The following is a 20554-nucleotide window of genomic DNA, read 5'->3' as shown; positions in this document are numbered from 1 at the left end:
TGGACGAGGGGGAGGGGGTCGCTGTGGCTACTCCCCGCGGCGGCGCCTGATCTCGGCGTTGATGGCGGGCACCACTTCGTGCAGGTCCCCGATCACGGCGTAGGTGGCCTTGGTGACCATCGGTGCGTCTGCGTCCGTGTTGATCGCCAGGATGGCCTTGGCCGAGGAGCAGCCTGCCCAGTGCTGGATGGCGCCACTGATGCCGCACGGGATGTACAGGTCCGGTGAGATCCGGCTGCCGGTCTGGCCGACCTGCTCGTGGTGGGGTCGCCACCCGAGCGAGGTGACCACCCGCGAGACGCCCATGGACCCGCCGACGAGCTCGGTCAGTTCGACCAGGTCGGCGAACCCCTCGGCGCTGCCAGCGCCACGACCGGCCCCGACCACCACCTTGGCTGACTTCAGGTCCCCGGAGAGGTCGGGCTCGGGTTCCTCCGACGACACGACCCGGGCGATCAGGTCCGCGGCCGCCACGTCAGGTGCGTGCTCGACCAGCGTTGCCGCGCCCGGTGTGGCGGCCGGCGCGGCCTCGACGGCGTGACCGGCGACGGTGAAGATTGCCGGCCGGTTGCCGAGCCTCATCTCCTCCAGGGCCTGGCCACCCACGACCTGTCGGGTCACCACGAACGGAGACAGTCCGCCGAAGGTGAGCACGTTCGCGGCCATCTCGACGCCGCGGCGGGCCGCGACGTGAGCGAGGACCTCGTTGCCGCGCGGAGTCCCGGCGGCCATCACCACCACCGTGGTGGTGGCGGCGAGCACGCTCTCGATGCCAGCGGCCCAGGCGGCGCCTGCGAAGGAGTCGTACGCCTCACCGCCGAGCCGGTGCACGTCGCGGACGCCGTACGCCGCCAGTTGCTCGCGCAGCGCGTCGGAGACCTCGCCGACCACCACCGCGTCGATGGCGACGCCGCCTCCAGCCTCGGACAACGAGCGCGCGAAGGTGACGGTCTCACGCGAGACCTCGACGGCCAGGCCGTCGGGTCCCTTCTCCACCAGTACCACGATCATCGCGACAACACCCCCAACTCCTCGAGTACGTCCACTACTGCCGGCGCGGCGTCCGCGCCCTTGCCCAGGATCTGCACGTTGCTGGGCACCGGGGGTGGCAGCGCCAACTTCACCCGGTTCGGCCCGGTGGGCTCACCGGCCGGGGTGCGCTCCTCGATCGCCACCTTCTTCGCCTTCATCCGGCCGGGGACCGTCGGGTAGCGCGGCTCGACGCCTCCCTCGAGGATCGTGACGACCGCTGGGACCGGCACCCGGTAGGTCTCGTAGCCGTCGGTCCCGGCGCCGCTGGCGGTGACCACCCCATCGGCCACGGACACGTGGGTGACACCGTTGACGACCGGACGGCCGAGCTCGTAGGCGAGCCGGATCCCCACCTGGAAGTCGCCGCTGTCGGCGGCGTCGTTGCCGAGCAGGATCAGGTCGTAGCTGCGACCCGCAGCCTCGTGGTCGCGGACCACGGCGGCGATCTCACGGGCGACGTCGGCCGGGCCGAACCGCTGGGGGTCGGCCACGACGTGCGTCGCCGCGGTGCACCCGACCGCCAGGGCGGCCCGCAACTGCTCGACCGCCTCGGCGTCGCCGAGGGTGAGGGCGGTCGCCTCACCACCGCCGGCCGCCGTGACCAGCGCGGCCAACTCGACGGCGCACTCCTCGTGGGTGCTCATCGTGAACCCGGCGAAGCGGCCGTCGACGGACTGACCGTCGGCGGTCAGCACGACTTCGCTGGAGGCGTCGGGCACCCGCTTGACGCAGACCAGGACATTGGTCATCTCAGTGGATCCGTTCGTTCGAGGGGTCGAAGAGGCCGGTGGCGTCGACCGAACCGACGGTCACCGGGTAGAGCTCCTCCATGTAGGAGACCGCGAGCTGGTTGCCCACCGTTGCCTGGTCAACCGGCAGGTAGGCCATCAGCACGTGCTTGCCCAGCGAGGGCGCCGATCCCGCCGTGGTCACGTACGGGTGGTGACCGTGACCGTCGGTCAGCGTGCCGCCGTCTCGGGTCAGGATCGGCTCGCCGCCGAGCATGTAGCGCTTGATCCCGCTGGCGGAGGTGTGATCGTCGACGGTGAGCGTGCACAGGACAGTGGCGGGAGGGGTCTCGCGCTGGGCGAGGTAGGCCTGCTTGCCCACGAAGTCGGCGGCCTTGACCTTCGGTCGCTGCATGCCCGCTTCGATGATCGTGCGCTCCGCGTCGAGCTCGGCGCCGAACGCGCGATAGCCCTTCTCGATCCGCCCGGTGGTGCCGTAGACGCCGATGCCGACAGGCACCGCGCCGTGCGAGTCGCCGGCCTCGAGGAGCGACTCCCACAGTTCGGCGGCCTGGTCCATGGAGACGTAGAGCTCCCAGCCGAGCTCGCCGACGTAGGAGATGCGGGAGGCGAGGACCGGGATCCCGTGGACGTCGATGTCGCGACAGGACAGGAACCCGAAGCCACTGTCGGAGACGTCGTCGGTCACCAGCGAGGCCAGGATGTCGCGGGCTCGCGGTCCCCAGAGGCCGATCGTCGAGATGTCGTTGGTGAGGTCGGTGAGGGTGGTCGCGCCGTCCTCGACGAGGTGGTCGGTGAACCACTTGCGGTCCGCCATGCCGTGCGCGCCGCCGGTGACGACCCGGAAGTGGTCCACGCCCAGGCGCATCACGGTCAGGTCGGACTTGAAGCCGCCGCGGGCATCGAGCACCGGCGTGTAGATCACCTTGCCCACCGAGACGTCGCATTGGGCGACGCAGGTGCGCTGCACGGACTCCAACGCCCCCGGTCCCTCGATGTCGAAGATGCAGAAGGCGGTCAGGTCGATGACCCCCGCTGCCTCACGCATCCGCAGGTGCTCGGCGTTGATGATCGGGCTCCACCAGCGCGCGTCCCACTCGTGCTCGCGCGGCATCACGGCGTCGCCGTACACGTCCAGCAGGTGGGCGTTGGACTCGTACCAGTGCGGCCGCTCCCATCCGGCGGTCTCGTAGAAGAACGCGCCGAGCTTCTTCTGCGCCTCGAACATCGGCGACAGCCGCTGCTCGCGGTCGGACTCGTACTGCTCGGAGGGGTGGACGATCCCGTAGGTCTTGATGAAGGACTCGGTGGTCCGCAGCCGGGTGTGCTCGCGGCGCTCCTGGTGCGCGTGGAACCGGGCGATGTCGCTGTGGTGGATGTCGATCTCGGACCAGCCCTGGGTCATCCACTCCGCGACCGCGCGCGCCACTCCCGGACCCTCCTTGATCCAGACCGCGGCCGCGGTCCACAGGCCGCTGACCTCACTCTCGCCGAGGATCGGGGCGCCGTCGGCGGTCAGTGACAGCAGACCGTTGATCGCATAGCGCATCTCCGCGCCCTCGGCGCCGAGGAGTTCGGGCATCAGCTCGTAGGCCTGCTCGAGCTGCAGGTCGAAGTCGTCGGAGGTGAAGGGCATCTCGGTCGGGGAGAGCTTGGACTGCTCGATCGAGGGGATGTCCTCGGGCTCGTGGAGGATCGCTCGGTGTGCGTACGAGCCGACCTCCATGTCGGCTCCGTGCTGGCGCTCGTAGCAGAAGGTGTCCATGTCCCGGACGATCGGGAAGGAGATCTCGCCCTCGGTCCCTTCCAGTTGCGGGCAGGGTCCGACGCTGATCATCTGGTGGACCGCGGGGGTCAGCGGGATGCTGATCCCGGCCATGTCACCGATCTTGGGGCTCCAGACGCCACAGGCGATCACCACGGTCTCGGCCTCGATGTCACCACCGGTGGTGCGCACCTTCGTGATCCTGCGGCGACCGTTGGGCCCCTCCTCGGTGTCGAGCCCGGTGACCTCGACCGTCGGGACCACGGTGAGTACGCCGGCCTCGAGGGCGCTCTCGCGCATGATCGTGCCGGCGCGCAGCGAGTCGACGACGCCGACGCTGGGTGTCCAGAACGCGCCGATGATCTGGTCAGCCTCCAGGAACGGCACCTTCTCCTTCACGAACGCGGGGGAGACCAGCTCCGCCTCGATGCCCCAGGCCTTCGCCGAGGACATCCGTCGCCGCAACTCCTCCATCCGCTCCTCGGTCCGGGCGACCTCGAAGCCGCCGGACTGCGTGAAGACCCCCATCTCCTGGTACTGCCGCACCGAGTCCAGGGTCAGGTCCGTGATCTCGCGGGAGTGGTCGACGGGGAAGATGAAGTTCGAGGCGTGGCCGGTGGAGCCGCCCGGGTTCGGCAGTGCCCCCTTGTCGATCTGGACGATGTCGGTCCAGCCGAGGCGGGCAAGGTGGTGGACGAGCCCGTTGCCGACGATTCCGGCGCCGATGACCACGACGCGGGCGGTGGAGGGGACGGTGGCCATAAGTGGTCCTCGATTCATGGAACGGCTGATGTCGACGTAGTTACGCTATACGCAACAAGATGCGTCATGCGCTACACGTATAGGATCGACCGCACCTGGCCCGGGTGTCAATCCCCGACCGAGCACTGGATCAAAACTTTTTCTGGCCACGGACCTGTTGCGTATTGCACAATGAGTTCCGTAACGTGCTTCCAGCCTGATCTTCCACCCCGACCTAAGGACCTCCCATGGTGTTACCGGCCTCCACGCCCGCAGGCGACTTCGTGCTCGTCCTCTCCTGCCACGACCGACCCGGCATCGTGCACGCCGTCACCGGCTTCCTGGTGCGTCACGGCGGGAACATCCTGGAGAGTCAGCAGTTCAACGACCAGCTCGCCGACCGCTTCTTCATGCGGATCGACTTCGTCGTCGACGGCTCCCGGGGCCCGACGGACGCCGAGACGCTGCGCTCGGACTTCGCCGCGGTCGCCCGTGAGTTCGGCATGGAGTACGAGCTGTGGGACGCCGCGGCGCCCTACCGCACGCTGATCATGGTCTCCAAGCACCTGCACTGCCTCAACGACCTGCTGTTCCGGGCCAGCACCAACTCGCTGCAGCTCGAGGTGCCCGTCGTGGTGTCCAACCACCTCGACGCCGAGCCGTTGGTCCGTTCCTACGGCCTGGACTTCCGGCACATCCCGGTCACGCCGGACACCAAGCCCGAGGCCGAGGCCGAGCTGATGCGCCTGGTCGACGACCTGGACATCCACCTGGTCGTCCTGGCCCGCTACATGCAGGTCCTCTCCGACGACCTCTGCAAGAAGCTGTCGGGCCGGGCCATCAACATCCACCACTCGTTCCTGCCGAGCTTCAAGGGCGCCAAGCCGTATCACCAGGCGTTCGACCGGGGCGTCAAACTGGTCGGCGCGACCGCGCACTACGTGACCTCCGACCTCGACGAGGGACCGATCATCGAGCAGGACGTGATGCGGGTCGATCACACCTACGACCAGGACCAACTGGTCTCGGCGGGTCGAGACGTCGAGGCGCAGGTGCTCTCCCGCGCCGTGCGCTGGCACTCCCAGTCGCGCATCCTGCTCAACGGTCGCGGCACCGTCGTCTTCCGCTGACTCTGGGCCTGACCCTGCGCCGCGGGGGCCACTGCTCGAGTGGCCCCCGCGGCGCGTGGGCTCAGTCGCCGAGCTCGGCCCGCCGGCGTACCACGTACTCCTCCAGCTCCAGGCGGATCGCCTCGTCGAGCGCCGGGGCCTGGTACTCCTCCAGCTTGCGCCGGTAGATCTCGCCCGCACGCGCGTTGGCGTCCTTGCCGCCGTTGCGCATCCAGCGCTCGTAGTTCTCCGACGAGGACAGCAGTGGCCGATAGAAGCAGTCGCGGAACCGTTCCATGGTGTGCATCGCGCCGAGGAAGTGCCCGCCGTGGCCGACCTCCTCATGAGCGCCGAATGCCATCGACTCCTCATCGATCTCGAGCGGGGTGAACTCGGCCCGCAGCATCTGCAGAAGTTCGATGTCGACGATGAACTTCTCGTAGCTGGCGACCAGGCCGCCCTCCAGCCAGCCGGCGGAGTGCATCACCCAGTTGGCGCCGGCCAGGAAGGTGGGCATCAACGTCATCAGCGCCTCGTACCCGGCCTGGGCGTCCGCGGTCTGCGACGAGGTGAGTCCGCCGCCGGTGCGGAACGGCAGCCCGAAGTGGCGCGCGATCTGGCCGGTGCACAGCAGCCCCAGGCCCGACTCGGGGGTCCCGAAGGTCGGTGAGCCCGACTGCATGTCGATGTTGGAGAGGAACGACCCGAAGATCACCGGGGTGCCGGGACGGATCAACTGGGAGAGGGCGATGCCCGAGAGTGCCTCGGTGATCTGCTGGACCAGTGCGGCGGGGATGGTCACCGGGGACATGGCGCCCATCAGGATGAACGGCGTGAGGACGACGGGCTGGCCGGCGCCGGAGTACTCGAACTGGGCCTCGAGCATCCGGTCGTCCCAGCGCAGCGGCGAGTTGCAGTTGATCAGCGAGATCGTCGCCGGAGTCTCCTCGATCGCCTCGCGGGAGCCGAAGAGGATCGAGGTCATCGCCAGGGTGTCGGCGGCGTTGACACCCGAGACGACGTTGCCCATGTAGACCTTGTCGGTGAGCGTCTGCAGTGCGTAGGTCATGTCGAGGTGGCGGCTGTCGAGGGGGGTGTCGTTGGGCTCGCAGATCACCCCGCCCGCGGAGTCGAGTGCGGGGAACGACTGGGCCAGCTTGGTGAAGTTCGTGAAGTCGTCCATCGTCGCGTCACGGCGCAGGTCACCCTCGCGCACGAACGGGGGGCCGTAGACCGCACCGAAGGCCATCGAGTCGCCGCCGATGTGGATGTTGTTGGCCGGGTTGCGGGCCTGGACGTCGAACTCGCGCGGCGCCTTGGCCACCTGCTCCAACACGAAGTCGGGGTCCAGGAAGACCGTGTTGTCCTCGACGCGTTGACCCGCGCGGCGGAAGAGTTCGAGAGCGCGGTCGTCCATGAACTCGACGCCGATCTCGGAGATCAGCCGGCGCCACCCCTTCTCAAGCGTCGCCATCGCATCCTGCGAGAGGACCTCGTAGCGCGGCATCCGGTTCTGGAACATCGATCCTCCTGCGGTGGTCGTGGAAAAAGCCTCGTGGGGCGCTTGACGCCGCTGCCTCGGGCATCCTAGCGTTGCGTCATTAAGGAAGCGTTCCATATCGCGGAACTCTTGCCAAGTGATGAAGGGACGCGGATGTGACCCCCGAGGAGATCCTGCAAGGGCTGTACGACGAGACGCTGGTCGGCAACGGCCCCCGTGTGCTCGAGTTGACCGATGAGGGTCTACGGCTGCAGATGGAGCCGCAGACCATGCTGTTCGACGCGTTGATCCCCTCGCTGGAGGAGGTGGGTGCACGCTTCGAGCGCGGTGACTTCTTCGTGCCCGAGATGCTGATCGCCGGCAAGGCGATGGCCGGCGCGATGGCGGTGCTGCGGCCGCTGCTGGCCGAGACCGGCGTCGAGACCATCGGGAAGTTCCTGATGGGCACGGTCAAGGGCGACGTGCACGACATCGGCAAGAACCTGGTGAACATCATGCTCGAGGGGGCCGGCTTCGAGGTGATCGACCTCGGCGTGCAGGTCGCCCCGGAGAAGTTCGTGTCGGCGATCGAGGAGCACCAGCCCGACATCGTCGGCTTCTCCGCGTTCCTCACCACCACCATGCCGATGTTCAAGGCCAACCTCAACGCGCTGGAGAAGGCCGGCATCCGCAACGACGTGATCGTGATGGTCGGCGGCGCCCCGGTCACCCAGGAGTACGCCGACGCGGTCGGAGCCGACGGGTACGCCGCCGATGCCTCCGCCACCGTGAAGCGGGCGAAGGCACTGCTCGACGAGAAGCGCACGAAGGTGCCCGCCTGATGGCCGCGCCACGGCTCGAGACGGTGCTCCGCTCAGCCACGAGCGAGTTCACGATCAGCCACGACACCCGGTTCTGTCTGATCGGTGAGCGGATCAATCCGACGGGTCGCCGGATCTTCCAGGAACAGTTGCGTGCCGGGGACCTGTCCGCCATCGAGCGCGATGTCAAGGCGCAGGTGGACGGTGGCGCCGACGTGCTCGACGTGAACATGGGCGTGCCGCTGACGGACGAGGCCGACCTGCTGGCCAAGGCCATCACGCTCGTGCAGCAGCTCACCGACAAGCCGATCTGCATCGACTCCTCGGTCGTCGAGGCACTGGAGGCGGGTCTGTCGGTCTACCAGGGGCGGGCGCTGGTCAACTCGATCACCGCCGAGGACGAGCGGATGGAGCAGATCCTGCCGCTGGTCAAGAAGTACGACGCCGCGGTGATCGCGTTGCCCAACGACGAGGACGAGATCCCGATGGAGGTCGAGAAGCGGGTCGAGCTCACCCGCAAGATCATCGAGGTCGCCACCACCGAGTACGGCATCAACGCCGCCGACATCGTGATCGACCCGTTGGCGATGCCGATCGGCGCCGACCAGGCGGTGGTGAACACCGTCCTGGAGACGATGCGCCGGATCCGCGACGAGTTCGGTGTCAACATGACCTGTGGCGCCTCCAACGTGTCCTTCGGGATGCCGAACCGGCATGCGCTGAACGCGACGTTCCTGCCGATGGCGATGACCGCCGGGCTCACCAGCGCGATCATGGACACCCGCACCCCCGCGGTCGTCGAGGGTGTGAAGGCGGCGGACCTGCTGCTCGGTCACGACGACTGGGGTGGCGCGTGGATCGCTGCGCATCGCGCGCGACAGGCGGGCGCGTGAGGACACCGTGACGACCGGTCCCGTCGACGATGTGCCGGACCAGGACTTCTCGCTCGACGACGTTCGCCGAGAAGGCCTGCTGGCCGCCCCGGGGGCGCCGACGGTCGACCACGACGGGGCCGGACGGGTCGAGCTCGCCTTCACGGTGGAGGACGCCGGTGGCGCCCCCGCGGCCAAGCGGACGGTCCGGGTCCCTCCGGGGGTGACCGTCTTCGACTCCGCCTCGTGGAACGGCATCGCGATCGACTCCACCTGCGGCGGCCACGGGACCTGCCACAAGTGCAAGGTGCGGGTCGAGGGCAGTACGCCGATCACCCGGCACGACGTACGCACCTTCAGCCGTGATCAGCTCGACGACGGATGGCGGCTGGCCTGCCTGGTGCAGGCCACCCGTGATCTCGCCGTCGACGTGCCGCCGCTGACCACCCGACCCAAGGCGGCTACGGTGGGTGTCGGACGACAGGTGATCCTGCGCCCCGCCGTACAGAAGAGGTACGTCGAGCTCGCCGAGCCGGACCTCTCCGACCAGCGCCCCGACCTCGGCCGGCTGCTCGGCGCCATCGACGATCTGGAGCTGACCGCCGGCCTGCCGGTGTTGCGCCGGCTGCCCTCGGTGCTTCGCGGGGCGGACTTCAAGGTGACCGCGGTGATCGTGGACGAGGAGCTCATCGACGTCGAACCGGGCGACACCACCGAGCAGCGCTACGCCATCGCCTTCGACCTCGGCACCACGACAGTGGTGGCGACCCTGCTCGACGTCGCGCTCGGCGTCCCCGTCGCGGTCGCGTCGATGCTCAACAAACAGCAGCCGTTCGGCGGTGACGTGATCACCCGGATCAGTGCCACCATGCTCGACCCCGACACGCTGCCACGGCTGCAGCAGGCGGCCACCGCCACGCTGGCCGAGCTGGCCCAGCAGGTCTGCAGTGACGGCGATGTCGACCCCGGGCAGGTCTACGAGGTGGCGGTGGCCGGCAACGCGACCATGGTCGCGCTGGCCCTCGGCATCGATCCCGAGCCCCTCGGGGTGGCGCCCTTCGTGATGTTCACCGATCAACCCCCGACGATCCTTGCGGCGGACCTCGGGCTGGGTCTGCATCCGCAGGCCCGCGCCTACTTCTTCCCGGCCCTGGGGGCCTATGTCGGCGGTGACATCGTGGCCGGCATGCTCGCGACCGGGATGGACCGGGACAAGCGGACCCGGCTTTTCATCGATGTCGGGACCAACTGCGAGATCGTGGTCAGCAACGGGGACCGGCTGGTGTGCACGGCCGCCCCGGCCGGTCCGGCGTTCGAGGGCGGAGCGATCCGGTGCGGCATGCGCGCCGCCGACGGGGCGATCGAGGTGATCCGCCTGGGCGAGACCGTGGAGCTCGGCGTGATCGGTGACGTGCCTCCCAAGGGCCTGTGTGGCTCCGGCCTGGTCGACGCGGTGGCCGAGCTGGTCCGGGTCGGGCTCCTGGACGGCTCGGGCCGGTTCGTGCCCGAGGAGCAGGCCGCCGAGATCGCGCCCGATCTGGCCGACCGGCTCACCCGGATCGGCGACGAGCGGGTGTTCGTGCTGCACCGGCCGCAGCCCGACTCCGCCCCCGAGGACTGCGTGGTGCTCTCGCAGCGCGACGTGCGGGAGCTGCAGTTCGCCAAGGCGGCGATCTCCACCGGCTGGACCCTGCTGCTCGAGGAGCTCGGGGTGGAGCACCTGGACGTGCAGCAGGTGCTGATGGCCGGCTCCTTCGGCAGCTACATCTCCCCGGCCTCGGCAGTGCGGATCGGTCTGGTTCCGAAGCTGCCCGTGCTGCGGATCGTCTCCGCGGGCAACGTGGCCGGCGAGGGGGCGAAGATGGCCCTGTTGTCGGTGCGCGAGCGCACCGGTGCGGCGGCGCTGCTCAAGGAGGTGACCTATGTCGAGCTCTCCGACCGCGCCGACTTCAACGACCGTTTCGTCGACCAGCTCGGCTTCTGAGCGACTCTCCCTGATCGCCTGCGGTGCGCTGGCCCAGCCGGCCGCGGAGATCGCCGCCGCGCGCGGCTGGCCGCTCGTCGTACATCCGTTGCCGCCGCTGCTGCACAACCAGCCGCAGCTGATCGCCGGCGAGGTCCGGGCCCTGGCCGAGCGACTGCTCGCCGACGGTGATCGGGTGGCGGTCGGCTACGCCGACTGCGGCACCTACGGCGCCCTCGACGAGGTGTGTCGCGAGCTGGGGCTCGAGCGGCTGCCGGGCCTGCACTGCTACGACGTGTTCGCCGGGCCGGACCGGCTGGCGGGGTTCTTCGCCGAGCAGCCCGGCACTTACGTGCTGACCGACTTCCTGGTCCGCTCCTTCGCGCGCACGGTGCTGCGCGAGCTCGGCCTGGACCGGCACCCGGAGCTGCGCGATGACTACTTCGGTGCCTACACGCGGGTGGTCTGGCTGGCCCAGGAGCCGTCTGAGGAGTTGCACGCACTCGCGGCGCAGGCGGCCGGGGCGATCGGGCTGCCACTGACCGTCGTCGACACCGGCCATGCCGGGCTGGAGCGGGAGCTCGCCACGCTGCTGGGATGAGCGCGGCCTCAGCCCTGCAGTCGCTGCAACAGATCTGTGCGCCAGGCCTCGGTCTCGGCGACCTGATTGAACGTGAAGACGTGCAGACCCTCCACGAGTGCCTCGGGCGGTGCCAGTGAGGGGGCGCAGCGCTCCAGGAAGCGTTCGCCGGTGAACCCCCCGGGCGCGGCCAACCGGGCGAAGGTGCCCTTGTGCTTGGACAGGAACTTCGTCGACTCGCCGACGCCGATCTTGGTGGCCATCGACAACAGCTTGGTGCGGTCCACGGGCCCCGGGAGGCCGAGCAGCAGCGGCATCGTGACGCCGCGCGCGCGGAGTCGGCGGACCCAGTCACGGATGACGGCCGGATCGAAGGTCAGGTTGCTGACGATGTGGGTGGCGTAGCGACGCTTGTCCCACATCGACTGGACGGTCAGGTCGTCGTCGATCGTGGGGTGTGACTCGGGGTACCCGGTGATGCCCACCTGCTCGAACGGCTGGCCGAGGCTGACCAGGTCCTCGAGCAGGGACAGGGCGTCGGGGTAGTCGCCGGCGGGGTCCGCATCGCCCCCGGGGACGAAGATCCGGGTGATGCCCTGGGAGACGAGCCGCTCGCAGATCTCGACGAGTTCGGCACGTCCGGTGACCATCCGGGCGGCGATGTGAGGCACCACCGGGTAGCCGCTCTTGGCCAGTCGCTCGGCCAGGTCGAACGTCGCATCGAGGCCTTTGCCCGGAGAGGCGGTGACGGTGATGGTCACGTCGGACGGCACGTGCGCGAGCACCTTGTCTTCGGTGGTGGCGGTCGGGAGGACCTCGTAGCGCGCGTGCTGGAGCAGGCGGACCATCGTGGCGGACGCGGAAGCTGCATTGCGCATTAAGCAACTCATTTCGTGATGCGCATCGGATGACGGTAGCGTAGCCGCCGAAGGCTGTTGGCGCCAGAGTGCCGAGGACCCGATGTGCGCGGCGATGGTCGACTAGCGAAGCGCGTCGCAAATTTGTCCCGCCCGGGCTCTTGACGGCGGGATCGACGAACAGGCATTGTTGCCATTAACGCACTACGGTGCATATTACGCAACAATGGGAGTGGGAGTGCCGGCATGACCGTCATCCGCTCCCCGCGCCCAGCCTTCGGAGGTTCCCTGTGAGTTTCATGACCGGCCCTGCCGCCCATCTTGCTGAGATCGCCAGCATGGTCGAGCGCCGTGAGGTGGGCTACAGCCTCGAGGCGCCCTTCTACACCAGCCAGGCCGTCTACGACCTCGACATGCAGGCGATCTTCGGGGCGCACTGGCTCTTCTGCGCCACCGAGGCCGAGGTGCCCGAGCCGGGGGACTACGTCACCGTCCAGATCGGCGCCTACTCGCTCATCATCGTCCGCGACGACGACGAGGAGATCCGTGCGCTGCACAACGTGTGCCGGCACCGGGGCTCCCGGCTGCTCGAGGACACGTGTGGCTCGGTGGGCAACCTGGTCTGCCCCTACCACCAGTGGACCTACCGCACCGATGGCAGCCTGATCTTCGCCGAGGGCCAGTCACCCAGCTTCGACATGACCAAGTTCGGCCTCAAGCAGGTGCACGTGCGCACGGTCACCGGTCTGATCTTCGTGTGCCTGGCGGAGGAGCCGCCGGAGGACTTCGACGAGGTGGCTGCCGTCATCGAGCCCTACCTCGCGTCGTACCGGCTCGAGGAGGCGAAGGTCGCCCACCAGACCGACCTCGTCGAGGAGGGCAACTGGAAGCTCGTCCTGGAGAACAACCGCGAGTGCCACCACTGCGACGCCTCGCACCCGGAGCTGATCACCTCCTACTTCCCGTTCCTCCGCTACTCCGAGGAGGACGTGACACCCCGCATGCGGCCGATCTACGACCGTTACCTCACCGCCACCGAGAACCTGGACAACGTCTGCAAGCTCAACGGGGTCCCGCGCGAGCTCGTCCACGACCTCGACACGCGCCCGACCGGCTTCATGATCATGCGCCTTCCGCTGGACGGAGACGGGGCGTCCTTCGGACCCGACGGAGCCCAGGTGTGCGGCAAGCTCATGGGCGACCTCACCAACCCCCAGTTCGGCGACCTGTCCCTGCACATGCAGCCCAACTCCTGGTTCCACATGCTCAGCGACCACGCTGTCGTGTTCAGCGTCCTGCCGCTCGGGCCGGACAGGTCCATGGTCCGCACCACCTGGCTCGTCCACCCGGACGCCGTCGAGGGCGTCGACTACACCATCGAGGGGCTGACCGGCGTGTGGCAGGCCACCAACGACCAGGACCGGCTTCTCGTCGAGAAGGCCCAGCGCGGCGTTGCGGACCCGAGCTACGAGCCCGGTCCCTACGCCCTGGTCGAGGACGACGTCGAGTCGTTCATCAACTGGTACGTCGGCCGGCTCCACGACTACCTCACGCCGCACCACGAGCACGCCGAGAAGCTCAGCCGCCTCACCGCGGCCGCGAGCCAGTAGCCCTACCTGATCACCGGGAGTAGCCAATGTCGTCCACCCAGGCACCCGAGCGTCTCGTGCCGCCCCTGCAGTCGCCGGTCTGCTGGTCGGAGGAGGACCAGACCGTGCTGGTGTGCACCGGGGTCTCCGACGTCACCCACGACGTCAAGAACTTCGTGTTCGAGCCCGAGGGACAGCAGGTCTTCGACTTCGAAGCGGGACAGTTCCTGACCCTGATGCTCGACATCGACGGCTACCCGGTCAACCGCTGCTACACGATCTCCTCGCCTCCGACCCGCCCCCACCGCATCGCCATCACGGTCAAGCGGGTCCTGGGCGGGACGGTGTCCAACTGGGTGCACGACAACATCGTGCCCGGCAGGAAGGTCAACGCGATGGCGCCGCTCGGTGCCTTCACGCTGGCGCGGCAGCCGGCGGACAAGTACCTCTTCCTCTCCGCAGGAAGCGGGATCACGCCGCTCATGTCGATGATCCGGACGATGTATGACCTCGGGTCGCATGCCGACGTGGTGTTCCTGCACAGCGCACGCACGCCGAGCGACATCGTGTTCCGCCACGAACTCGCAGCCATCGAGACGATGATGCCCAACCTGCGGGTCGTGCACGTCTGCGAGAACGACTACCCGTCGGAGCGTTGGGGCGGCATGCGTGGTCGCCTCTCGCTCACCATGCTCAACACGATCGTGCCCGACCTGCACGACCGGATCACGTTCAACTGCGGCCCGGTGCCCTACATGGATTCCGTACGCCGCATCCTCGAGGAGTCCGACTACGACCTCCGCAACTACCACGAGGAGAGCTTCACCTTCGACGACCCGGCCCAGCCGGGTGCGACGCCGCCTCCGGAGGGAGTCGACTACGACGAGATCGCCGTTGCCCCGCGGTCCACCGAGGTGGACGGCACGGAGGGGGCGGTGACGACGTACTCCGTCGAGTTCGTCAGGAGTGGCCGCACGGTCACCTGTCGCGCCGACGAGAACGTGCTGGACGCGGCGCTCGCGGAGGGCCTGCGCATCCCGTCGTCCTGCAGCCAGGGCATGTGCGGCACCTGCAAGCTCCCCAAGCTGTCCGGGGAGGTGGAGATGAACCACAACGGCGGCATCCGCCCGCGCGAGATCACCGCGGGCAAGATCCTCGTCTGCTGTTCCAAGCCGCTCAGCGACCTCACCCTCGACGCCTGATCGCGTCAGCAGCACCCCCCACCCGAAGCAGAAACGGAGTCACACCATGGCTGACAACAGAGTCGTCGTCTACGCGGGACCTGGACAGGTCGCGATCGAGAACACCGAGTTCCCCAAGCTGGAGATTCCGCGTGAGGTCTCCCAAGGACTCGGCATCAAGCAGGCAGCCCCGCACGCGGTGATCCTCAAACTGGTCACGACCAACATCTGCGGCAGCGACCAGCACATGGTCCGCGGCCGGACGACGGCACCCGTGGGCCAGTCCCTGGGCCACGAGATCACCGGCGAGATCGTCGAGATCGGTGAGGACGTCCTCTTCCACCAGGTCGGCGACATCTGCTCGGTGCCGTTCAACATCGCCTGTGGTCGCTGCCGGATGTGCAACGAGGGCAAGACCGGCATCTGCCTCAACGTGAACCCGGCGCGCGCCGGGGCGGCGTACGGCTACGTCGACATGGGTGGCTGGGTCGGCGGCCAGGCGGAGTACGTGATGATCCCGTTCGCCGACTTCAACCTGCTGAAGTTCCCCGACCGCGACGCGGCGCTGGAGAAGATCCTCGACCTCACGATGCTGTCGGACATCTTCCCCACCGGCTACCACGGCGCGGTCACCGCCGGCGTCACCACGGGCTCGACGGTCTACGTCGCCGGCGCCGGTCCGGTCGGCCTCGCCGCGGCGTACTCGGCGCAGCTCCTCGGCGCCTCCCGGGTCATCGTCGGTGACATGAACGCCGACCGGCTCGCGCAGGCCGCCAGCTTCGGCTGCGACATCGCCGACCTGTCCACGGGCGACTCCCTGACCGACATCGTCGCCGACCTGCTCGGCGAGCCCGAGGTCGACGCCGCCGTCGACGCGGTGGGCTTCGAGGCCCGCGGCCACGGCGCCGGCGCCGGCGAGGCACCGGCCACGGTCCTCAACGACGTGATGGGGATCGCCCGCGCGGGTGCCTCCCTCGGCATCCCCGGCCTCTACGTCACCGGCGACCCGGGCGCGGTCGACGAGGCAGCGAAGATCGGCCAGATCGGCGTCCGCCTCGGCCTCGGCTGGGCGAAGTCCCACACCCTCGTCACCGGCCAGTGCCCGGTGAAGAAGTACAACCGCCAGCTGATGAACCTGATCCTGGCCGACAAGGCGCACATCGCGAAGGCCGTGAACGCGACCGCGATCAGCCTCGACGATGCGCCGCTCGGCTACGCCCAGTTCGACCAGGGCGCCGCGCAGAAGTTCGTCATCGACCCGCACGGCATGGTCCGGGCCTGAGGCGATGGGAGACGTCATGACTTCGCAGATCTCCGTGCTCGACCGCACCCTCGCCGACTTCGACCCCGAGATCGCCGAGCAGATCGAGCGCGAACTGGTCCGCCAGCAGAGCACGCTGGAGATGATCGCCTCGGAGAACTTCGCACCGCGCGCGGTGATGGAGGCCCAGGGCTCGGTGCTCACCAACAAGTACGCCGAGGGCTACCCCGGCCGCCGCTACTACGGCGGCTGCGAGCACGTCGACGTCGTCGAGCAGCTTGCCATCGACCGCATCAAGGCGCTCTTCGGCGCCGAGGCCGCCAACGTGCAGCCGCACTCCGGCGCCCAGGCCAACGCGGCGGCGATGTTCGCGCTGCTCGACCCGGGCGACACGATCCTGGGCCTCGACCTGGCCCACGGCGGACATCTCACCCACGGCATGCGGCTGAACTTCTCGGGGAAGCTCTACCACGTCGTGGCCTACCAGGTCTCCCCGGAGGACTTCCGGATCGACATGGCCGAGGTCGAGCGTCTCGCCGTCGAGCACCAGCCGAAGCTGATCGTGGCGGGCTGGTCGGCGTACCCGCGTCAGCTGGACTTCGCGGAGTTCCGCCGGATCGCCGACAAGGTCGGCGCCTATCTGATGGTCGACATGGCGCACTTCGCGGGCCTGGTCGCGACCGGCCTGCACCCGAGCCCCGTGCCGTACGCCGACGTGGTCACGACCACCACGCACAAGACCCTCGGCGGGCCCCGCGGCGGCGTGATCCTCAGCAGGGCGGAGCTGGCGAAGAAGATCAACTCCGCGGTCTTCCCCGGCCAGCAGGGCGGTCCGCTCGAGCACGTGATCGCCGCCAAGGCGGTCGCGTTCAAGATGGCCGCCGAGCCGGCGTTCAAGGACCGGCAGGAGCGGACCTTGGAGGGGGCGCGGATCATCGCCGGCCGGCTCGGGCAGCACGACGTCGCCGCGGCCGGGATCACGGTCCTGTCCGGTGGCACCGACGTGCACCTGGTGCTGGTGGACCTGCGTGACGCCGAGATCAACGGCCAGGAGGCCGAGGACCGGCTGCACACGGTCGGGATCACGGTCAACCGCAACGCCGTGCCGTTCGACCCGCGGCCGCCGATGATCTCCTCCGGTGTCCGGATCGGCACCCCGGCGCTGGCCACCCGTGGCTTCGACGCCGCCGCCTTCACCGAGGTCGCCGACGTCATCGCCGAGGCACTCGCCGGCTCCGGCGACGAGACCCAGCTCAAGGAGCTCCGCGGCCGGGTCGAGGTGCTCGCCGCGAAGTTCCCCCTCTACCCCGACCTGGAGCCCTGATGGCCAAGCCGCTCCCCGAGCATCCCGACTGGCTGTGGCGGGACGCTGACCCCCGACCGTCGTACGACGCGATCGTGGTCGGTGGCGGCGGGCACGGACTGGCCACGGCCTACTACCTGGCGCGCAACCACGGCCTGACCAACGTCGCGGTGCTGGAGAAGGGCTGGCTCGCCGGCGGCAACATGGCCCGCAACACCACCATCATCCGGTCCAACTACCTGTGGGACGAGAGCGCGGCGATCTATGAGTTCTCACTCAAGCAGTGGGAGCAGCTGCCCACCGAGCTGGACTACGACTTCCTGTTCAGCCAGCGGGGGGTGCTCAACCTCGCCCACACCCTGCAGGACGTCCGCGAGGCCAGGCGGCGCGTCAACGCGAACCGGCTGAACCGGGTCGACGCCGAGTGGCTGGAGCCGGACGAGGTCGCCAAGGTCTGCCCGATCCTCAACGTCTCGCCGGAGTTGCGTTACCCGGTCCTGGGCGCCACCTTCCAGCCGCGCGCCGGGATCGCCAAGCACGACCACGTCGCCTGGGCGTTCGCACGCGCCTGTGACGCCAGCGGCATCGACCTGATCCAGAACTGCGAGGTCACCGGCTTCGTCAAGGACGGCAACCGGGTCGTGGGTGTGGAGACCACCCGAGGCAGGATCGCCGCCGGCACCGTCGGACTGGCGGCCGCCGGCCACAGCAGCGTGCTCGCGGAGATGGCAGGCTTCCGGCTGCCGGTGCAGTCGCACCCCCTCCAGGCGTTGGTCTCGGAGCTCTACCAGCCGATCCACCCGACCGTGGTGATGTCCAACCACGTCCACGTCTACGTCTCCCAGGCCCACAAGGGCGAGCTCGTCATGGGCGCCGGCGTGGACCCCTACAACGGGTACGGGCAGCGTGGGTCCTTCCACGTGATCGAGCGCCAGATGGCCGCCGCCCTGGAACTCTTCCCGATCTTCGCACGGGCGCGCCTGCTGCGCACCTGGGGCGGCATCGTCGACGTCTCCCCGGACGCGTCGCCGATCATCGGCCCGACGCCGGTGGAGAACCTCTACATCAACTGCGGGTGGGGCACCGGAGGGTTCAAGGCCACACCGGGTGCCGGCACGGCGATGGCCCACACCATGGCGACCGGCGAGGCGCACCCACTCAACCGACCGTTCGGGCTCGAGCGCTTCGTCACCGGGGCGCTGATCGCCGAGCACGGCGCCGCGGCTGTCGCGCACTGACGTCCGGAGAGGAGGAACACCGAATGCTGCAACTGAACTGCCCGTGGTGTGGTCCGCGGGACGAGACCGAGTACCACTACGGCGGCCAGGCCCACGTTCCCTACCCCGAGGACCCCAGCGCGCTCAGCGATGCGGAATGGGCGGAGTACCTCTTCGTCCGCGACAACCCCCGGGGGCCGTACGCCGAGCGGTGGTCCCACAGCACCGGCTGCCGACGTTGGTTCAACGTCGTCCGCGACACCGCCAGCTACGAGGTGCTCGCGGTGTACACCCACGCCGACCCGCGCCCGGTGCCCGGCTCCACCGCAGGAGGCTCCCGATGAACACCCAGACCCACCGTCTCGCCGTCGGCGGGCGGATCGACCGCGACACGGTGCTGAGGTTCACCATCGATGGTGTCGAGTACGCCGGTCATCCCGGCGACACGGTCGCCTCCGCGATGCTGGCCAACGGTCGGGTGCGGGTGGGCGACTCGATCTACCGCGGCCGACCCCGCGGCATCATGACCGCCGGCGTGGAGGAGCCCAACGCCCTGCTGCAGATCGGCGGTGACCAGCCCGAGCCGATGGTGCCGGCGACCACGCGGGCCCTGGTCGACGGACTCACGGCGAGCACCCTGTCCGGTCTCGGGGTCCTCGAGCCCGTCTGGGACGACGCCAGCTATGACAAGCAGTTCCTGCACACCGACGTGCTGGTCATCGGCGGGGGACCTGCCGGGCTGGCCGCGGCCCGTTCGGCGTCCCGTTCCGGGGCCCGAGTGGTGCTGATCGACGAGCAGGCCGAACTCGGCGGATCACTGCTGTCGAGCCGACGCGAGCGGGTCAACGGCCAGCCCGCGCTCGACTGGGTCGCCGAGACAGCCTCGGCGCTGGCCGCCGAGCCGGAGGTCACCGTGCTGACCCGGACCACTGCCTTCGGCTCCTACGACGACAACTACGTGCTCGCCGTGCAGCACCGCACCGACCACCTCGGCGCTGCCGCGCCGGCCGGGGTGTCCCGGCAGCGCGTCTGGCACCTGCGGGCCCGCCGGGTCGTGCTCGCCACCGGCGCCCACGAGCGCCCGCTGGTGTTCTCCGGCAACGACCGCCCCGGGATCATGCTGGCCGGCGCCGTCCGCACCTACCTCAACCGGTACGCCGTCAGGCCGGGGGAGCGGGCCGTGGTGGCCACCACCAACGACAGCGCCTACGACACCGTCGACGATCTGCTCGCCGCCGGGGTCGACGTCGTCGGGGTGCTCGACGCGCGGGACGTGCTGTCGTGCCGCGCCGCCGAGACCGCGGGCCGCGGCGTCCGGGTGATGGCGTCCAGCACGGTGCAGGGCACCGACGGTGACACCCGACTCACCCGTGTCCACGTGGGCACCCTGGACGACCGGGACCAGGCCACCTGCTGGGAGAGCCTGGACGCTGACCTGCTGGCCGTCTCGGGTGGTTGGAGCCCGGTGGTGCACCTGCACAGCCAGCGCCACGGCGCGTTGGGCTGGGACGATCGGCTGGCCGCGTTCGTCCCCCAGGGGGCTGTCAAGGGCCAGCAAGTCGTCGGCGCCGCCGCGGGCACCGTCACCCTGGACGGCGTGCTGCGTGAGGGCGCCCTCGCCGGCGCCGACGCGGCCACCCGAGCCGGCTTCGCCGTGCGCCCGCTGCCGGTGGGCGGCTCAGCCCCGACGTCGGAGGCCGGCGAGGTGCGCCAGCTATGGATGGTGCCCGCGGTCAAGGGTGATCCGGGGGAGTGGGAGGACCACTTCGTCGACCTGCAGCGCGACCAGACGGTGGCCGATGTCTGGCGGGCCACCGGGGCGGGGATGCGCAGCGTGGAGCATGTGAAGCGCTACACGTCGATCGGCACCGCCCATGACCAGGGCAAGACCTCCGGTGTCAATGCCATCGGGGTGATCGCCGCGGCGCTCGGGGGGCCGAGCGTCGGGGAGATCGGGACCACGACCTATCGGGCGCCGTACTCGCCGGTCCTGTTCGCCGCGCTGGCCGGTCGCGAACGCGGCGACCTGTTCGA

Annotated in this window: 16 protein-coding genes and 1 pseudogene; 12 read left to right on the top strand and 5 right to left on the bottom strand. The window is 69.2% G+C overall.

The annotated features are described in order from the left end of the window. Positions 1 to 27: 27 nt before the first annotated feature. From JKG67_RS08110 to JKG67_RS08100, 3 genes are read right to left on the bottom strand one after another with little or no spacing between them, the layout of a single operon-like run. The gene (locus tag JKG67_RS08110; protein WP_203336785.1) at positions 28 to 1011 is read right to left on the bottom strand and encodes an electron transfer flavoprotein subunit alpha/FixB family protein; all 984 of its coding nucleotides are present in this window, start codon (positions 1009 to 1011) and stop codon (positions 28 to 30) included. Further along, on the bottom strand, positions 1008 to 1781 hold the full coding sequence (locus JKG67_RS08105) for an electron transfer flavoprotein subunit beta/FixA family protein (RefSeq protein ID WP_203336784.1): 774 nt from the start codon (positions 1779 to 1781) through the stop codon (positions 1008 to 1010). The genes JKG67_RS08110 and JKG67_RS08105 overlap by 4 nt, the downstream gene beginning before the upstream one ends. Position 1782: 1 nt before the next feature. After that, on the bottom strand, positions 1783 to 4308 hold the full coding sequence (locus JKG67_RS08100) for a GcvT family protein (protein ID WP_203336783.1): 2526 nt from the start codon (positions 4306 to 4308) through the stop codon (positions 1783 to 1785). 227 nt (positions 4309 to 4535) lie between these two features. Here JKG67_RS08100 and purU point away from each other — a divergent pair, with 227 nt between their 5' ends. Then, positions 4536 to 5417 (top strand): formyltetrahydrofolate deformylase, encoded by an 882-nt coding sequence (purU, locus tag JKG67_RS08095; protein ID WP_203336782.1) that lies wholly within the window; start codon positions 4536 to 4538, stop codon positions 5415 to 5417. Between the two features lie 61 nt (positions 5418 to 5478). On the opposite strand, the gene JKG67_RS08090 is transcribed toward purU, so the two are convergent. Continuing rightward, the gene (locus JKG67_RS08090; protein ID WP_203336781.1) at positions 5479 to 7014 is read right to left on the bottom strand and encodes a trimethylamine methyltransferase family protein; all 1536 of its coding nucleotides are present in this window, start codon (positions 7012 to 7014) and stop codon (positions 5479 to 5481) included. A 38-nt stretch (positions 7015 to 7052) separates the two neighbouring features. On the opposite strand from JKG67_RS08090, the gene JKG67_RS08085 reads away from it, so the two are divergent. Genes JKG67_RS08085 through JKG67_RS08070 form a run of 4 tightly spaced genes read left to right on the top strand, consistent with a single transcriptional unit; the run spans position 7053 to position 11133 of the window. Next, positions 7053 to 7718: a cobalamin B12-binding domain-containing protein gene (locus JKG67_RS08085; protein ID WP_203336780.1), complete on the top strand. Its 666-nt coding sequence runs from the start codon at positions 7053 to 7055 to the stop codon at positions 7716 to 7718. Beyond that, a complete protein-coding gene (locus tag JKG67_RS08080) occupies positions 7718 to 8590 on the top strand; it encodes a dihydropteroate synthase (protein ID WP_203336779.1) in 873 nt (290 codons plus the stop codon). Before JKG67_RS08085 ends, JKG67_RS08080 begins: the two co-directional genes overlap by 1 nt. A gap of 7 nt (positions 8591 to 8597) precedes the next feature. After that, positions 8598 to 10553, top strand: a complete 1956-nt coding sequence (locus JKG67_RS08075; RefSeq protein WP_203336778.1) for an ASKHA domain-containing protein — start codon at positions 8598 to 8600, stop codon at positions 10551 to 10553. Further along, positions 10492 to 11133, top strand: a complete 642-nt coding sequence (locus JKG67_RS08070) for a DUF1638 domain-containing protein (RefSeq protein ID WP_203336777.1) — start codon at positions 10492 to 10494, stop codon at positions 11131 to 11133. The genes JKG67_RS08075 and JKG67_RS08070 overlap by 62 nt, the downstream gene beginning before the upstream one ends. 8 nt (positions 11134 to 11141) lie before the next feature. Here JKG67_RS08070 and JKG67_RS08065 read toward each other — a convergent pair whose 3' ends face one another. Further along, positions 11142 to 11990, bottom strand: a complete 849-nt coding sequence (locus tag JKG67_RS08065; protein WP_203336776.1) for a methylenetetrahydrofolate reductase — start codon at positions 11988 to 11990, stop codon at positions 11142 to 11144. Positions 11991 to 12268: 278 nt separating this feature from the next. Between JKG67_RS08065 and JKG67_RS08060 the strand changes: the two genes are divergently transcribed. The 7 genes and pseudogenes from JKG67_RS08060 to JKG67_RS19190 form a co-directional block, all read left to right on the top strand. Then, positions 12269 to 13579, top strand: coding sequence for an aromatic ring-hydroxylating oxygenase subunit alpha (locus tag JKG67_RS08060; protein WP_203336775.1), 1311 nt, complete (start codon positions 12269 to 12271; stop codon positions 13577 to 13579). Between the two features lie 26 nt (positions 13580 to 13605). Then, positions 13606 to 14760: an FAD-binding oxidoreductase gene (locus JKG67_RS08055; protein WP_203336774.1), complete on the top strand. Its 1155-nt coding sequence runs from the start codon at positions 13606 to 13608 to the stop codon at positions 14758 to 14760. A gap of 46 nt (positions 14761 to 14806) precedes the next feature. Then, a complete protein-coding gene (fdhA, locus tag JKG67_RS08050; RefSeq protein ID WP_203336773.1) occupies positions 14807 to 16021 on the top strand; it encodes a formaldehyde dehydrogenase, glutathione-independent in 1215 nt (404 codons plus the stop codon). A gap of 16 nt (positions 16022 to 16037) precedes the next feature. Next, complete coding sequence (glyA, locus tag JKG67_RS08045) at positions 16038 to 17324, top strand: serine hydroxymethyltransferase (protein WP_203336772.1); 1287 nt, start codon at positions 16038 to 16040, stop codon at positions 17322 to 17324. Then, the gene (locus JKG67_RS08040; protein ID WP_203336771.1) at positions 17324 to 18541 is read left to right on the top strand and encodes a sarcosine oxidase subunit beta family protein; all 1218 of its coding nucleotides are present in this window, start codon (positions 17324 to 17326) and stop codon (positions 18539 to 18541) included. Before glyA ends, JKG67_RS08040 begins: the two co-directional genes overlap by 1 nt. Before the next feature lie 23 nt (positions 18542 to 18564). Then, positions 18565 to 18864, top strand: coding sequence for a sarcosine oxidase subunit delta (locus JKG67_RS08035; RefSeq protein ID WP_203336770.1), 300 nt, complete (start codon positions 18565 to 18567; stop codon positions 18862 to 18864). Next, positions 18861 to 20474: pseudogene (locus JKG67_RS19190) on the top strand (2Fe-2S iron-sulfur cluster-binding protein); the annotation flags it as partial. The gene JKG67_RS08035 and the pseudogene JKG67_RS19190, both read left to right, overlap by 4 nt. Positions 20475 to 20554: the final 80 nt, after the last annotated feature.

The organism is Nocardioides limicola, from assembly GCF_016827675.1.
Lineage (GTDB): Bacteria > Actinomycetota > Actinomycetes > Propionibacteriales > Nocardioidaceae > Nocardioides > Nocardioides limicola.
Note: the sequence above shows the minus strand (reverse complement) of the source record. Positions and strands in the feature narration are given on the sequence as shown.

Excerpts from the sequence above, each read along its gene's own strand:
- JKG67_RS08065 (WP_203336776.1), bottom strand. The coding sequence starts at position 11,990 with ATGCGCAATGCAGCTTCCGCGTCCGCCACGATGGTCCGCCTGCTCCAG.
- purU (WP_203336782.1), top strand. The coding sequence starts at position 4,536 with ATGGTGTTACCGGCCTCCACGCCCGCAGGCGACTTCGTGCTCGTCCTC.
- JKG67_RS08080 (WP_203336779.1), top strand. The coding sequence starts at position 7,718 with ATGGCCGCGCCACGGCTCGAGACGGTGCTCCGCTCAGCCACGAGCGAG.
- JKG67_RS08060 (WP_203336775.1), top strand. The coding sequence starts at position 12,269 with ATGACCGGCCCTGCCGCCCATCTTGCTGAGATCGCCAGCATGGTCGAG.
- fdhA (WP_203336773.1), top strand. The coding sequence starts at position 14,807 with ATGGCTGACAACAGAGTCGTCGTCTACGCGGGACCTGGACAGGTCGCG.
- JKG67_RS08105 (WP_203336784.1), bottom strand. The coding sequence starts at position 1,781 with ATGACCAATGTCCTGGTCTGCGTCAAGCGGGTGCCCGACGCCTCCAGC.
- JKG67_RS08100 (WP_203336783.1), bottom strand. The coding sequence starts at position 4,308 with ATGGCCACCGTCCCCTCCACCGCCCGCGTCGTGGTCATCGGCGCCGGA.
- glyA (WP_203336772.1), top strand. The coding sequence starts at position 16,038 with ATGACTTCGCAGATCTCCGTGCTCGACCGCACCCTCGCCGACTTCGAC.
- JKG67_RS08035 (WP_203336770.1), top strand. The coding sequence starts at position 18,565 with ATGCTGCAACTGAACTGCCCGTGGTGTGGTCCGCGGGACGAGACCGAG.
- JKG67_RS08090 (WP_203336781.1), bottom strand. The coding sequence starts at position 7,014 with ATGGAACGCTTCCTTAATGACGCAACGCTAGGATGCCCGAGGCAGCGG.
- JKG67_RS08070 (WP_203336777.1), top strand. The coding sequence starts at position 10,492 with ATGTCGAGCTCTCCGACCGCGCCGACTTCAACGACCGTTTCGTCGACC.
- JKG67_RS08055 (WP_203336774.1), top strand. The coding sequence starts at position 13,606 with ATGTCGTCCACCCAGGCACCCGAGCGTCTCGTGCCGCCCCTGCAGTCG.
- JKG67_RS08040 (WP_203336771.1), top strand. The coding sequence starts at position 17,324 with ATGGCCAAGCCGCTCCCCGAGCATCCCGACTGGCTGTGGCGGGACGCT.
- JKG67_RS08110 (WP_203336785.1), bottom strand. The coding sequence starts at position 1,011 with ATGATCGTGGTACTGGTGGAGAAGGGACCCGACGGCCTGGCCGTCGAG.